The sequence below is a fragment of the Bacillus cereus group sp. MYBK227-1 genome (genome assembly GCF_051916325.1).
GTDB lineage: Bacteria > Bacillota > Bacilli > Bacillales > Bacillaceae_G > Bacillus_A > Bacillus_A cereus.
Genome location: NZ_JBQAGK010000004.1, coordinates 367,829 through 383,307, shown reverse-complemented (window position 1 = coordinate 383,307; position 15,479 = coordinate 367,829). Strand labels below are relative to the sequence as shown.

Sequence of the window (15,479 nt, the reverse complement as noted above, 5' to 3'; positions counted from 1 at the left end):
AGTACAAAACTAATAAAGTACAGGACGAAAAGGATTGGACAAATTGCCAAGTTACCTTTGAAACAACAGAGCAAACGCGAAAATCACAAATCTATTTTCAGGTAGAAAATGGTGGAGTTTCGACAAGTGGCATAGCTTGAAAAAGGAGAAACATCTTCTAGTTTTAACCCAATTATAAACAGTAGTCTAGAAAATATGATGGAAAACGGTTGTATTCCAGGATGGATTAGAGGAGATGGTACTAGTTGTAGTTCTAACGGCTTATGAATGAAGGGTTTACGGGCTATTCTTCGCTTGTATTAGAACATAGTCAATAATGGTGATACAGAAGTTGGATGTTACACTTTAATTTGTAAATGAAAATAAAATATAGAGTATGCCCCGAAATTACATGTATCTCGGCTGAACTTCATTGAAGGGGTGAGAGATTTATCTGTATAAAATCTACAAACAGAAACCTCTCAAAAATGAGAGGTTTCTGTTTGTTAATTTTAATATCACGCCCTAATCTTTTACATCTTCTCTAAATCCTCTCGAGTTATAAAGCTACCAATACTTACTTTCTTTTCTGTAGTAATGTCTGTATTGAATGCGTGCATCAAAATTTCAGACAGAGGTGTTGAATCTGTATCATACGCATAGCCAAGACTATGATGGTTAAGTACACTATTGGGAGTAACACTGTTCCCCCAAGGTTTCATTGGATCATTTAAATTATGACCTGTTGGCCCTACTTCACTACCAGTTCCAGTAGGATGATACCCTTCATTTGGATTAGCAACCTGCCATTGAGCCCATAGACGATCAACATTTGCATGATGTAAGAAAAAGACAGGATCATTCGGTGAGCTCATCCAATACATAGACCCCTGTATAGCACCAGCTACCCATAAATGTACTTGATTATGAATTCTTCCATCTCCATACCAACCTTCAAGTCGGTTACAAAAACTGGGTTTCGTTACCGTCATACTTGAAGGATTATTTAAATCCTGGAATGCACGCCAAGGAGAAACATAATATGGTGTTTCTAATAAGCAATTTTGTACCTCTGAATTTGTTGGAAGATTAATCAATATAGTAGCTCCCGAGCTATTTTTTAAAGTCCCCAACTGACGGCGTAATCGAATATCTTGAGGCTCATCAGAATGGTGGTCATCAAAAAGAGTTAGTTTCCAATTATCACCTGTGAATGGGCCTGTTGTGACAGCATAACCTTGATTAGGATCACCATCACCTCCCATAAAATCATTAGTCCATGGACTCCCTGGAACTGACGGATCAGTAGAGTTATTAACTGTCCAATCCCAATAGGGAAGTGTGACAGTAGAATCGATTTGTTGCAAATCTAATTCCAATTGATTTATAAAATATCGATGCCAAGGTAAAAATGCAGGACCTCCATGAGCAGATCCTGGTTTAGTTGATGTTTGATCCATCATTGACATCAAATGCCAATAAACATAATCATCATAGCGACTTGTACTTCCCCAAGAGCTTGGTAAACGACTTGGTCTACGCTTTAATTCTAATAATGCATTAGTAAATGCCAACCTTTCATTATGTGTTAGATTAGCTTGATTTTTTCTAATTCTCATAAATATACCTCTTTTAATTATAATATTTTATAATTTTAGAGTTTCCATTGTACAATTGTTTATCCTCAATTGTTTATTATCGATAAAATTATTTAATTTCCATTATCAATACTAATAAAATATGACACCAATGGTTTGTGTATTTTTTTGATACGATTAATTTTTACGATTTACAGCAAATTTTAAGAACGTACGTTTTAGTTATAGTTGGTGGTAGATCAATTAAATGAATACTTATCAGGTTACAAACATTATTTTTATCGTAATATAACAGTAGATACATTTTATGTTTATGAGGGATTAATTCTCTCTTAAAACTTATGTGTACCAATATAGTCTTAGTCACTGAAGAACACTCACGAAAATGAGAGTTTTTAAACCTCCAAAAGATATTCTTATATTGGAGAAAGCGCTCGATTATTCAGAGTGCTTTTTACCATGTACTAAACAATTTAAATACGACGAGTATAAAAATTGGGAGGAGAAAGTTGAATTTTGATAAATATATACATATAGAATCACAATAATGCTTTGTATTGTAAGGTAATATAAAGGGGTGTTTTTTATGAAAGATAAGGTAGGAGAAACACAAAGAAGAGAAAAATTAGAAGTGATTTTTAATTATCCTATAAAAGGAGAAACCTATTTTCATGGGCCCTCTTATAAATGGAAACAAGTTGTATTTCAACATTATAGTAAAATTAAACAAAAAGAAATGACAATAGAGGAGCTCATCATAATACTTCAAAAAGAAGATGTTCACTTTACACAATCTTCTTCCTTAGTTACCTACCCTATAATTGAATTTATAAAGCATATTGCAAAAAATTCTAAAGAAACGATTGAAAATTGAGTTTATAAGTTTACATGAAATAGCAGAATCAATGAATAGACATTTTTATTAAACGCTTTACACAAGTATATTTTCCCTCGGTGGAAATTTAAACCTTCTAATTAAAAACTATTAGATAGAATCATAGGATAAAATTTGTATCAACTTGTTAATGTTTTTCATATGTTAATAATGAGAGTTACTAGTTTAGGACTCTACGTATATATGGAAAGAAGGTTTTTTATGCACTCAGATGATTGTCATCCATTCGAACCTAAACATATATGTAGAAATCAATTATGTAATGAGTTTGCGAGAATTTTAGGTGGAGATGGTATGGTTACAACAGAGGGAGTATGTTTAGTACAAAAGTTTCGTAATATCAGATTTACTATACTAGGACGTAAAACAAGATCACCTCTTGTAAATCCTCAATTTTTTACATTTGAAGGTTTGGATAGTAGAGGTAATGCGTTAAACTTAGGAGAAACAGTTCTTTTACAAGAAGAGGTGAACCCGCTATTAACTGAACTTAGAAGGCGTAATATTTTAGTTACGGCAGTTCATAATCACTGGTTATTTGAGGAGCCAAGAGCAATGTATATGCACTTTGAATCCGTTGAACCCCCATTAGAATTTGCTAGAAAAGTAAGAGCCGCATTTAGGGTGCTAAGAGGATAGCCTGTGAAATTCTATAGATTGGCTCAATTAATATATTCAAAGTATAGAAATTTGTTTGCATAATTTAGCTCCCAGGAAGAGAATTTACTAAGGAATGAACATCAAAACCCCGAAAATTCATAAGGACTAACTGATTTTTAGTGTACAAGCTGTTTTAAGTTTGATTAATATTTCTTTCGCCCGAACTGAGATACGCTCTACAAGTACGAAGAAACAGGAAGTTCCTGGACTAGTTCCGGTGGCCCGGATCCCAAAAGTGTTGCCCTCGGATGAGCATAGTTACAAACGCTCTGTTGCTTCTTTCTTAGAGGCATTTTGTTTTTATTCCAAATAAACAAAAGAGTGCTTTTTTATAGAGCACCTTTTTTAAGGGTTTTTACGTTTTTTGTAGAAAGACAAGAAAGTCTAAACCTTTTGAACATAGGACAAGAAACTAAAAAATACTTAACCAGTGATATTACAATACTCGAAAGTAAATCTTTGAATAGAAATTTATTTTGACATTTTTAATAAGGAAAACTATGTTGTAAATGCTCATAGCATTATATGTTGAATTTCAAAGAAGTGTTAGAATGTAAATGTTCTTAATAAAATTTTTTAGGGATTTCTTATGTAGAACATAAATGAGTTAAACAAAAAACCTAGTAAAAACTAGGTTTTTTGTTTTTAAAAATACCATTTCCATCTTAATACATTTTTAATTTCACTCTATACTATACAAAGTTTTATAAAAAGTTCCAAAGTAAACTAATAAATATTAGTTTATAATTTCTTGCTTCAATAAATACGTCAAAGTGAAAGTTTAAACTTTCTTGTCTAAATAGTTTAGATATTCTTGTCCTTGTACAATTCTAGGGTAGGGGAGTAGATCAGGTTGCATCATCCAAGTGTTCGTTAAATTCATATTTAACGAACACAATAAAAATAACAATTTATACTTCTTATTTTTATCTCTAACAAGAGAGTTATAATATAGCAATCAACTTAGAGGGAAATTATGTATTTTTTATATGAGTTTGATGCTATATACCAATCGAGTTAAGATATTATAATACTCACATAACGAAAATTAATCGCATGATGTTTCATTTAAAGTAATTATCAATACTTAAACTGATGTATATAGAAGATTACTCCATATACATCAGTTTAAAACATGAAACACTTTATTTATTAATTTAATTTAAATTACGTACGCATAGGAAACAGTAGTGGGGACTAAACCTTTCTTTGCATGTTAATCATTTCAAACGTATCCCTTCGAATGCGTTTATAACCAAGTCATGTATATAGGAATCATCCAACTTTTCACCGGTTACTAGCAAGCGATAAAAAATTGGTCCGTAAATGAGATCGATGCTTAATTCAACATCGAGGTTTTCTTTTAATTCTCCTCTATTAATTCCCTTCTCCAGAAGTTGCTTTGCTTGCAGTCGACGTGGCTGGAAATATCGAGCACGATATTCCTCTGCTAGATTCGAATCAAATTGCCCTTCGCCAACTAACTCATTGATAATAGTTCCTTCTCGACTTATCAAAAAACGGGCTAAACTTGTAGCGTGAATTAAAATATCATTCAACGCTGAACCTGTGTCAGGTACAGGCAATCTGGCAGCAGCAGCAGAAAGAAAACCATCCATTACCACAGCAGCCTTATTTGGCCACCATTTATAAATCGTAGCTTTGCTGACTTTAGCTCGGTCTGCAATTTTATCGACTGTGACTGATTTAAAGCCACTTTCCAATAATAACTCATAGGACGCAGAAAGGATGGCCTTTTGGGTTTCGATATTACGTGGTCGACCTCTTTTACCTTGCACATTAATCATTCCTTTCAAAAACATAAACTATACGTTTAGTATACTTAATATGAATAAAAAACAAAATAGCCTATTTACAAAACTGAACGTTTAGTATATATTTTTAATTAATTAATAAACTGAACGTACAGTTTATTAATTAACATCTTATAATGGTATGGCTACATTTAGGTTCCAAAATTCAAAAATTAAATTGCTAAAAAACATTTAGAAAAGGGGGATAAACAAGAGGTGAAATTGGATCTTTTAAAAACAGAATGTAGTTCAGACTTAATTTATTACAATAAAAAATGGTATCGCAGTAGTTCTTGCCAAGGCGATTTAGTAATTTTGAAATAAAAGTATGGGAGGAAGTAGTTATGTCTAATTTTAAAAATAAAGCATTTGATAAGGATATTTCATCAGGTTTAATCATTCTATTAGCAACTTCATGTGGTATTATTGTGGCTAATCTTTATTATGCACAGCCTTTAATAGGGGTAATTAGTAATGTAATTGGGCTTTCTAATAGTAGCGCTGGATTAATTGTAACGCTAACTCAAATTGGATATGTTGTTGGCTTACTATTTCTTGTACCTTTGGGAGATATTATTGAGAATAAAAAATTGATACTTATATTGTTATTTTTAAGTGCATTTGCACTCATTTCCATGGTTTTTGTAAAAAGCGCAACTTTGTTGTTAATTGCTTCATTCTTTATCGGACTGGGGTCGGTCGCAGCGCAAGTGCTCGTACCTCTTGTATCATATCTTTCATCGGAAAATGCACGCGGTCGCGTAGTTGGCAATGTCATGAGTGGTCTGTTACTAGGTATTATGCTTGCGCGACCGATATCTAGTCTAGTATCCGATATGTGGGGATGGAGTGCAATATTTGCTTTATCTGCTACTGTAATTATTGTCTTAGCGTTTGTATTATCGAAAGTACTCCCTACTAGGAAACCACAGGCAAAAACAAATTATATAGCCTTACTTAATTCAATGTGGCAACTGCTACGAACTACTCCAATTTTACGCCGTCGCGCCATTTATCATTCTTGTGTATTTGGAGCTTTCAGCTTATTCTGGACTACTGTTCCATTATTATTATCTAGTCCTGCTTTTCATTTTTCTCAGACTGCCATAGCAATATATGCACTTGTCGGAATTACAGGTGCAATAGCCGCTCCAATAGGTGGTCGTCTAGCTGATCTTGGTTGGACACGACCCGCCACTGGGATAGCTCTCACTGTTGTTATTATTTCTTTATTACTACCACTTATTATTCAAAGTAGTTCGCCCATCGGAATAGCTGTTTTAGTAATTGCTGCAATTCTGTTGGACATGGGAGTATCTGCAAACCTTGTGCTTAGCCAACGTTTAATTTTCTCGTTAAGTCCAGAAATTCGTAGTCGATTAAACGGGCTATTTATGGCTATTTTCTTTTTAGGAGGTGCTGTTGGATCTTTTATTGGAGGATGGGCATATGCCTTAGGAGAATGGAATCTAGCATTATGTATAGGAATCGCTTTTCCGACCATAGCTCTACTTTATTTTGCTACAGAGAAATAGTTCTATAATTTAGTTTTACCAGTCAGGATACAGACTGCCTATTCATTGTTATATCTGAGTTTTAAAGATTATTTGTGAATTGTATTGAGTTTTTGTATTAGAAGTAAATTTTTATTTTCTATTGCTGTAAGTGGAAAAGACTCACCTTGTTGAATATATCTGAAATGCAATAAAAAAGAGCTTGTGTAAAAACACAAACTCTCTTTAAAAAGAAATAACGCAATTGAGATATCTATATATTAACAATTGGTTTCTTATAATTCTATACTTCCTGTGTTGAGAAATAATATATTAGCAGTTTGTTAAAACTTAAATGTATTATTGATTTAATATTTCAGTTTTCATACAAATAATCTCGAATTTGAGATGTTTTTTAAAATATTGGTAATGATGAGGTTTTATCTTGAAAATCGCTTAAATCTTATGTTTAACCGATTGAATTGAGAACAAGGTCTTCCTATATACAGCAGGAAATACACGGTTCTCTATAGAAAAAGAAATACAAGGTAACATCAAAAAGAGACAATATGCACATTTATCCATACTTTCTGCTATTAACCTCCTAGTCTTGGAGGTAAAAAACAAGCATATCGAGTCTGCATTGATAGTAGTAGGTGGAAAGATTGTCTATGGGACAGATAAAATTCAAAAATTATCACCTTCAGCTCCTAAAGCTAGAACTGGTAGGCTACCAATAATTACTTTTTTGGGTATGATAATAAATCGAAAATTAAGCATCAATTAAGTTATATTATAAAGATTATGGTATAGGTAAGCCAGTTGTATTAATTCATGGTTGGCCGCGAAGTAAGTAAATCAAAATATGGTCAAAGGTCATTAGCTGCAAATGAAGCAACAAAAGATGCAGTAAAGAAAAGCCATGAATCCGATCCTTATTAATTGATCACATAGAAGTGCCGTAAAAATAGTTAGGAAGCCTTTCATACGATTAGTGAAATAGTTGTGTTTAAAAATATGAGGGATATACCGAATATGATATAGAGGATTTATAAATAAAAAAGGGCTAAAATAGCCCTTTTTTATTTGCATTTTGAAGAGGATTTTTCATATAAAAACAGCATAAAAAGGATTCTACTAGGAATCTCCATTGTTATTTGGAACATATTCTTTATGTTAAGATCTGCAGAAAAAAGTTCATCTTTTCTGATAATTAATATTAATACATTTTATATAATTAATATACTTAAGTGGATTTATATTTCATTAATGGTTCCTTTCCATTTGCATGAATTATTTATTGCAACAGCTTTCTTGTCCGAAATAAGATGTTCCGACAAAGGACAATATTAGTATCTTTATAATGATTTTCCAATATAATCAATATGTTTATGAAAGGAACTCTGTGTTATTTTTGCTTTTCTACTAACTAATACAGCTTCAAACAAAGGACACAATTGCTACATACTAAGTGTAATTTATTACCCATTCAAAATTCTGTCTATTCGATCTTTCTAAAAATATAAAAAGATTAAACTTATAAATATACAAGCTATAATGAGGGCGTCGAGAAATAATATATTACCTCTAGAGAAAAAATCAAACCTCGATTTGGTTCGAAAATTCTACAAACCTTGTCAGTAATTTTCTAAAATTGGACATACTGATATGATTACTATACGGAGGGTTGTGGATCAGAAGGGAAGTTTATTCAACTCAAGAAAGAAAGCGTTATCAAACGGATCTTATTTTGAATTGAGCATTCTAATAACTTAGATACAACTGCAATTAAAAATAATAAATTATGGGGGTGCTTATATGAATATAAATGTAGCATCTATTAAAGAAAAAAAGGTTATTAAATACAAAAGTTGTTTTGATGTGATTGGACCCATTATGATAGGTCCTTCAAGTTCACATACTGCAGGTGCATTGGCTATTGGAACAGTTGCTAATAAATTATTTCAAGGTCTTCCAAAAAAAGTTGTAGTAAAGTATTATGAATCATTCGCTGAAACCCATAAAGGTCACGGAACTGATTTTGCAATTATTGCTGGTATATTAGGCTTTGCTGCCGATGACAGTAAAGTGCCAGATGCTATTAAAATAGCAGAATCTAAAGGAATTGACATTACCTTTATTGAAAAATCGGGTGATAGTCCTGCCGGTCATCCAAATACGGCAGATGTATATGTAGAGGATAAAAGTCGCAGTATTAGAACGATGGGTATTTCGGTCGGTGGTGGATTGATTGAAGTCAAACATGTTGAAATTGATGGATTTAGCTTAGATCTGCAGGGGCCATTACCAGTTGTTATTGCGATTTCAGAAAGAGCTGACTTTGAATTTGTCTTACGCAGGATCTTTAAACAATATGATGTGGAAATTAACAACTTTCATAGTTTGGAAGATAAAACAAAATATTTATATGCATTCGCTTTAGATTCGCTATTGCCTGGTAATGCTCAGAAGGAATTAGGAAATTTCAGTAATATAGCTAATCTTATTATTCTTTAATTACATTAAGGAGTGAAAAACATGTATATGGCCATAAAAGAAATTGTGGATGCAGCTAATAAAAGCCAAAAGCCAATTTATGAATTAGCAATCGAACAGGAAATCGAACAAACTAAAACTTCTTATGAAGAAGTTTGGAGTAAAATGGAACGAAATTTAACGACTATGCAAAATGCTATAAATAAAAGTATTGAGGGTGACGGTGTATTTTCTCCAACCGGTTTAACCGGAGGTGATGCTGTTAAAATTAAAAACTATCGAGAAAATAGGAAAGCTCTTTCTGGAGATTTGATGGTGTTAGCGATCCAAAGTGCTATCGGTGTTAATGAAGTAAATGCTGCATTAGGAGCTATTTGTGCAACTCCAACAGCAGGTGCGAGTGGGACAATTCCAGGGGTCTTATTTAGCATTAAAGATACGTTGCAGTTAAGTCATGAAGATATGATTCATTTTCTATTCACTTCAGCGTTATTTGGAACTATAGTCGCAAACAACGCTTGTATTTCAGGAGCGTACGGAGGATGTCAAGCTGAAGTAGGAAGTGCCTCAGCGATGGCGGCTGCAGCTGCGGTAGAAGCTGCGGGTGGAACGCCACAGCAATCTTCTGAAGCTTTTTCGACTGCATTACAAAATTTACTCGGTTTAGTTTGTGATCCGGTCGCTGGTTTGGTAGAAATTCCTTGTGTAAAGAGAAACGCCATTGGAGCGACAAATGCTTTAGCAGCAGCGGACATCGCATTAGCTGGCGTAAACAATATCATCAATGCTGACGAAGTTATTGAAGCGATGTATAGAGTTGGAAGACAGATGCCTCGCGAATTAAGAGAGACAGGTTTAGGTGGAATTGCGGCTACACCTACAGGGATTGCCATTAAAAATAAAATCTTTGGGGAGAAACAATCCAATTAATAAACAGCTATCAATTATATTGTGAAATATTTAACATTCTATACTCTATTGTTCGCTTAAGGATGCCTGTATGTTGGGGCAATTATCAATAAAATATACTACTATATAATTAAAATGTTTTGTAAGTGGTAACAAACCCTTCAGGTTGATGCTTCGCTAATTTTTTAATTTTGATTAATTTAGAAGAGGGATATTCGTTGTGGTGCACTATATAAGCAATTCATTTTTCAAGAACGGTCTATATTCCTATACCTTAAATAGAGAATTGAGAATAGGACACAAGGAGGAATTATTATATGAATGGGAATACTGCAAAAAACATAGAATTTCAAGCTGATAATACTGCAGTAAAAAATGAGAATTATCTAGACCCTAAAAAGTGGCATAAACAGGATACTACCTGGGCATTGAGCCTTTTTGGAACAGCAATTGGAGCAGGGGTACTTTTTTTACCGATTAATGCAGGTTCAGGTGGTTTATTATCATTGCTGTTAATTACCATACTTGCCTATCCTATTATGTATTATTCACATAGGGCGCTTGCTAAAATGATTTACGCTTCGAACTCTGCTGATGAGGGGATTACAGGTACTATAAGAGAGTATTTTGGAAATAAGGCAAGTATCATTTTTAACATTGTATATTTTGTCTCCATTTATACGATCGTGCTGATGTACTCGGTCGCACTTACAAATACCGCTAGTAGTTTTATTGTGCATCAATTGCACATGCCGGAGCCTCCAAGGGCCATTTTATCGCTTGTCTTAGTACTCGGTCTTATCGCTATACTAAATTTTGGTCAAGATATAACTGTAAAGATCATGAGCATGCTAGTGTATCCTTTTATAGCTTCTCTACTTTTTATCGCAATATCTTTGATTCCACAGTGGAATACGTCAATGTTTAGTTTTTCAAGTGTTTCTACTGCCTCAACAGGAACAGGATATTTAGGAACGATATGGATGATACTTCCAATCATCGTATTTTCGTTTAATCATTCGCCTATGATTTCGTCATTTGTTATGAAACAGAGAGCTACGTATGGAATAGAAGCTACTGATGCCAAATGTGCCCAAATACAAAAAGTTTGTTATATCATGACATTCGCTGTTGTTATGTTCTTTGTTTGGAGCAGTACTTTAAGTTTGACTCCAGATGATCTTAAGGTGGCAAAAGAACAGAACTTGTCAATCCTATCATACCTTGCTAATGAGCTTAATTCGCCAGTAATCACTATTGCAGCTCCTATGATTGCATTTGTGGCTATTACAAAGTCTTTCCTTGGCCATTATATAGGAGCGTATGAGGTAATGCGTGACATGATTATCAAGTCCGGTAAAAAACGTGGGAAAGATATAGGAGAAAAAACAGTTAAGACAATGATTCTTACTTTTGTTGTATTAACATGTTGGTATGTTGCTTATACAAATCCAAGTATTCTTGGAATCATTGATGCCCTTAGCGGTCCGCTAGTTGCTGCTATCTTATGTCTATTACCAATGTATGCAATTCGTAAAGTGCCTGTACTAGCAAAATACAGAGGAAAAATGAGCAATGTATTTGTAATTGTTATAGGAATACTTACTGTTCTAGCAAGTATCAAGTCATTATTCTAATTCACTATGGTTAGTTCAGATGCAAAAATAGTAGGATCTGAAAAGAGAATAAAAGACTTTTAGCAGAACCGAATTATATATTGTTAAACTAGCGAGATTATGGTTTTGGACAAACTATTCACCTTGGATAGTTTGTCCTTTTTTGATTATATGCATAAATTTTATTGCAGCAATTCTTTTTTTAGCAGGTTTCTTGCGACGAACCCGTAAATTTTAAACAAAAGATATACCCAATTCATGAGCAAGGATGAAAAAAAGAAAGAAATTCTATAATATTTCACTTAATATCATTTTATAAGGAAATTCATGTAATTAAATATGAAATAATACATATTATAATGATTTATTAATATAAAATGTTATATTTTTGGGTGGAATATATAAATGGAGGAAATATAATGAATAAGAATTTAAAATTTACTCAAATGATGATCGGGATTGGTACGGTGGCATTATCATTTGGAAGTATTCAAACACAAGTATCAGCAGAAGAAACAGCACCCTATAATATCTTACAGATGAAACCAATGGGGACAGAAACTTCCAAAGATGAAATTGTACATGCTACAAAAGCGGACGAAACTTTGACTTTTGAAGAGCGTTTAAAAGTAGGAGATTTTTCACAACGTCCTACTCTGGCTATGAAACGTGATGAAATTCAATTGAAGCAAAGCTACACTCTGGCAGAATTGAATAAAATGCCTGATAACGAACTCATTGATACACTATCAAAAATTTCTTGGAATCAAATTACTGATTTATTTCAATTCAATCAGGATACGAAAGCTTTTTATCAGAATAAAGAACGCATGAACGTTATCATTAATGAACTAGGACAACGAGGAAGGACGTTTACAAAAGAGGACTCAAAGGGCATTGAAACATTTGTTGAAATATTACGTTCTGCTTTTTATGTGGGATATTATAATAATGAATTAAGTTACTTAAAAGACCGGGGCTTTCATGACAAGTGTTTACCAGCATTAAAAGCACTTGCAAAAAATCCAAACTTTACATTAGGTACAGCCGAGCAAGATAGAGTAGTAGCTGCGTATGGAAAATTAATTGGTAATGCCTCTAGTGATACTGAAACAGTACAGTATGCGGTAAATGTTTTAAAACAATATAATGATAATCTTTCTACGTATGAAAGCGATTATGCGAAAGGACAAGCCGTATATGAAATTGTAAAAGGAATTGATTATGATATACAGTCTTATTTGCAGGATACGAATAAGCAACCTAATGAAACAATGTGGTATGGAAAGATTGATAACTTTATAAATGAGGTTAATAGAATTGCTCTCGTGGGGAATATAACAAATGAAAATAGTTGGCTAATCAATAATGGCATTTATTATACAGGACGTTTAGGAAAATTTCATAGTAATCAAAGCAAAGGATTAGAAGTTATTACACAAGCGATGAGCTTGTATCCTCGTCTAAGTGGTCCTTATTTTGTAGCAGTAGAACAAATTAAAACAAACTATGGTGGAAAAGATTATAGTGGAAATACAGTAGATTTACAGAAAATACGTGAAGAAGGGAAACAACAATACTTACCTAAAACATATACATTTGATGACGGATCTATTGTCTTCAAGACGGGAGATAAAGTAACAGAAGAAAAAATTAAGAGATTATATTGGGCAGCCAAAGAAGTAAAAGCGCAATATCACCGTGTAATTGGTAATGATAAAGCACTAGAACCGGGTAACGCTGATGATGTACTAACGATAGTAATTTATAATAATCCAGACGAATATCAATTAAATAGACAATTATATGGATATGAAACAAACAACGGTGGAATTTATATTGAAGAGAAGGGGACCTTCTTTACATATGAGCGTACGCCAAAGCAAAGTATTTATAGTTTAGAAGAGTTATTCCGTCATGAATTCACTCATTATTTACAAGGAAGGTATGAGGTTCCTGGTTTATTTGGAAGCGGAGAAATGTATCAAAATGAACGATTAACTTGGTTCCAAGAAGGGAATGCAGAATTTTTTGCAGGATCTACACGTACAAATAATGTTGTTCCGCGTAAAAGTATGATAAGTGGCTTATCATCTGATCCAGCAAGCCGTTATACAGCAAAACAAACTTTGTTTTCAAAATATGGATCATGGGACTTTTATAAGTATTCCTTTGCACTACAGTCATATTTGTATAATCATCAATTTGAAACGTTTGATAAGCTTCAAGATTTAATCCGTGCAAACGATGTGAAAAAGTATGACTCATATCGTGAATCATTGAGCAACAATATACAATTGAATGCAGAATATCAAGCGTATATGCAGCAGTTGATTGATAATCAAGATAAATATAATGTACCGCAAGTAACAAATGATTATTTAATTCAACACGCACCAAAGCCGCTAGCTGAAGTGAAAAACGAAATTGTGAATGTAGCAAATATAAAAGATGCCAAAATTACAAAATATGAGTCGCAATTCTTTAATACATTTACTGTGGAAGGCAAGTACACAGGTGGTACATCAAAAGGTGAGTCTGAAGATTGGAAAACGATGAGTAAACAAGTCAATCAAACCTTGGAGCAGTTGTCTCAAAAAGGATGGAGCGGCTATAAAACAGTTACAGCCTATTTTGTTAACTATCGTGTGAATGCAGCCAATCAGTTTGAATATGATATTGTTTTCCATGGTGTTGCAACAGAAGAAAAAGAAAAAACAACGACTATAGTAAATATGAATGGACCATATAGCGGGATAGTAAATGAAGAGATTCAATTCCATAGTGATGGTACAGAAAGTGAAAATGGAAAAGTTATTTCTTATTTATGGAACTTTGGAGATGGTACAACGAGCACAGAAGCCAATCCTACCCATGTATATGGAGAAAAAGGAACATATACTGTGGAACTAATAGTAAAAGATAGTAGAGGAAAAGAAAGTAAAGAACAAACAAAAGTTACTGTAAAACAAGATCCACAAACAGGTGGGTCCCATGAAGAGGAGAAGGTACTCCCGTTTAATAAGCTTGTAAAAGGAAATCTGATTGCTCCGGATCAAACAGATGTTTATACGTTTAATGTTACAGTTCCAAAAGAAGTAGATATTTCTGTGGTAAATGAACAAAACATTGGGATGACATGGGTACTTTATCATGAATCAGATATGCAAAATTACGTAGCTTGTGGTGAGGATGAAGGAAATGCTATAAAGGGGAAAGTCGTAGCGAAACCAGGGAAATATTATTTGAATGTGTATAAATTTGATGATAATAATGGTGAATATTCATTAATCGTAAAATAAATTTATTTTCAATATGTATATAACGTTTGTTTTTTAGGAGGAGTCTGTCACGATAGGCACCTCCTATTTTTTTATGGTCTCTGTCACAAGGTAATAATAAAAACAGAAACGTTTTCGTTAGATAGAGGGAATTGTCTTAATTGGAGTTCTTTTTCAAGAGGAATAAGAAGACCTTGTTTTTCTGTGAAAATTTGAATGTTTTTAAATGATAATTTTGATACAAAGATAGATTCATTCTTGTTTATAATAAACATTTGGACATTATGATGTTATGTAATATAGAAGTTACACTACATTAGAAGAAAACAAATAAGGGAGAGAGGATACTATGACGAGATTTACGAATCAGCACGTAGAAAACTCAATTTTAGAAGAGGATGTAGAGCTTTTAAAAGTTATGGCACACCCAATGCGTTTGAAACTGATCAGTGGGCTTTCAAAACATAAAACACTAAATGTAACCCAAATGACCGAAATTTTAAATATTCCACAATCAACAGTTTCCCATCTCTTATCTAAAATGAGAGGGAAAGTTCTAAGAGGAAATCGTTAAGGATTAGAAATCTACTATAGCATCGAAAATCAAAAAGCAGAAGAAATTATGGGATTATTAGGAACGATACAATAAAATATTAGGCCTATCATTTCAAAAGTCATTTATTAATTTTTCAAGTAATAATCACTTTAATCCAATGATATCATTATCTAAAATATGTT

The 15,479-nt window shown here is 33.1% G+C and carries 9 protein-coding genes and 3 pseudogenes; 10 read left to right on the top strand and 2 right to left on the bottom strand.

The genetic code is table 11. From position 1 onward, the window contains the following. Nucleotides 1-11: 11 nt before the first annotated feature. A pseudogene (locus ACTFRM_RS20915) lies at nucleotides 12-314 on the top strand (hypothetical protein); the annotation flags it as partial. Nucleotides 315-512: 198 nt separating this feature from the next. Here the strand turns inward: ACTFRM_RS20915 and ACTFRM_RS20910 are convergent. Further along, complete coding sequence (locus ACTFRM_RS20910) at nucleotides 513-1,553, bottom strand: tyrosinase family protein (RefSeq protein WP_254918784.1); 1,041 nt, start codon at nucleotides 1,551-1,553, stop codon at nucleotides 513-515. Nucleotides 1,554-2,163: 610 nt separating this feature from the next. Between ACTFRM_RS20910 and ACTFRM_RS20905 the strand changes: the two genes are divergently transcribed. Continuing rightward, nucleotides 2,164-2,451 (top strand): hypothetical protein, encoded by a 288-nt coding sequence (locus ACTFRM_RS20905; protein WP_088321867.1) that lies wholly within the window; start codon nucleotides 2,164-2,166, stop codon nucleotides 2,449-2,451. A gap of 222 nt (nucleotides 2,452-2,673) precedes the next feature. After that, nucleotides 2,674-3,111: a DUF1259 domain-containing protein gene (locus tag ACTFRM_RS20900; protein ID WP_088321868.1), complete on the top strand. Its 438-nt coding sequence runs from the start codon at nucleotides 2,674-2,676 to the stop codon at nucleotides 3,109-3,111. Between the two features lie 1,241 nt (nucleotides 3,112-4,352). Here the strand turns inward: ACTFRM_RS20900 and ACTFRM_RS20895 are convergent. Then, the gene (locus tag ACTFRM_RS20895; protein ID WP_141096645.1) at nucleotides 4,353-4,940 is read right to left on the bottom strand and encodes a TetR/AcrR family transcriptional regulator; all 588 of its coding nucleotides are present in this window, start codon (nucleotides 4,938-4,940) and stop codon (nucleotides 4,353-4,355) included. Nucleotides 4,941-5,290: 350 nt separating this feature from the next. Between ACTFRM_RS20895 and ACTFRM_RS20890 the strand changes: the two genes are divergently transcribed. From ACTFRM_RS20890 to ACTFRM_RS20860, 7 genes and pseudogenes are all read left to right on the top strand, one after another. Further along, nucleotides 5,291-6,481 (top strand): MFS transporter, encoded by a 1,191-nt coding sequence (locus ACTFRM_RS20890; protein WP_440043547.1) that lies wholly within the window; start codon nucleotides 5,291-5,293, stop codon nucleotides 6,479-6,481. A gap of 792 nt (nucleotides 6,482-7,273) precedes the next feature. Next, nucleotides 7,274-7,381, top strand: a pseudogene (locus ACTFRM_RS20885) (catalase); the annotation flags it as partial. A gap of 876 nt (nucleotides 7,382-8,257) precedes the next feature. Further along, nucleotides 8,258-8,956, top strand: a complete 699-nt coding sequence (gene sdaAB, locus ACTFRM_RS20880; protein ID WP_001024891.1) for an L-serine ammonia-lyase, iron-sulfur-dependent subunit beta — start codon at nucleotides 8,258-8,260, stop codon at nucleotides 8,954-8,956. Between the two features lie 21 nt (nucleotides 8,957-8,977). Next, nucleotides 8,978-9,865 carry an L-serine ammonia-lyase, iron-sulfur-dependent, subunit alpha gene (gene sdaAA / locus ACTFRM_RS20875; protein ID WP_000281773.1) on the top strand — a complete coding sequence of 296 codons (888 nt, stop codon included), beginning with the start codon at nucleotides 8,978-8,980 and terminating at the stop codon, nucleotides 9,863-9,865. 296 nt (nucleotides 9,866-10,161) lie between these two features. Continuing rightward, nucleotides 10,162-11,481, top strand: coding sequence for an aromatic amino acid transport family protein (locus ACTFRM_RS20870; RefSeq protein WP_001014210.1), 1,320 nt, complete (start codon nucleotides 10,162-10,164; stop codon nucleotides 11,479-11,481). A 398-nt stretch (nucleotides 11,482-11,879) separates the two neighbouring features. Continuing rightward, a complete protein-coding gene (gene colA, locus ACTFRM_RS20865) occupies nucleotides 11,880-14,762 on the top strand; it encodes a collagenase ColA (RefSeq protein WP_001038975.1) in 2,883 nt (960 codons plus the stop codon). Between the two features lie 328 nt (nucleotides 14,763-15,090). Next, a pseudogene (locus ACTFRM_RS20860) lies at nucleotides 15,091-15,390 on the top strand (ArsR/SmtB family transcription factor). Nucleotides 15,391-15,479 lie beyond the last annotated feature (89 nt).

Excerpts from the sequence above, each read along its gene's own strand:
- ACTFRM_RS20905 (WP_088321867.1), top strand. The coding sequence starts at position 2,164 with ATGAAAGATAAGGTAGGAGAAACACAAAGAAGAGAAAAATTAGAAGTG.
- ACTFRM_RS20900 (WP_088321868.1), top strand. The coding sequence starts at position 2,674 with ATGCACTCAGATGATTGTCATCCATTCGAACCTAAACATATATGTAGA.
- ACTFRM_RS20895 (WP_141096645.1), bottom strand. The coding sequence starts at position 4,940 with ATGATTAATGTGCAAGGTAAAAGAGGTCGACCACGTAATATCGAAACC.
- ACTFRM_RS20890 (WP_440043547.1), top strand. The coding sequence starts at position 5,291 with ATGTCTAATTTTAAAAATAAAGCATTTGATAAGGATATTTCATCAGGT.
- sdaAB (WP_001024891.1), top strand. The coding sequence starts at position 8,258 with ATGAATATAAATGTAGCATCTATTAAAGAAAAAAAGGTTATTAAATAC.
- sdaAA (WP_000281773.1), top strand. The coding sequence starts at position 8,978 with ATGTATATGGCCATAAAAGAAATTGTGGATGCAGCTAATAAAAGCCAA.
- ACTFRM_RS20870 (WP_001014210.1), top strand. The coding sequence starts at position 10,162 with ATGAATGGGAATACTGCAAAAAACATAGAATTTCAAGCTGATAATACT.
- colA (WP_001038975.1), top strand. The coding sequence starts at position 11,880 with ATGAATAAGAATTTAAAATTTACTCAAATGATGATCGGGATTGGTACG.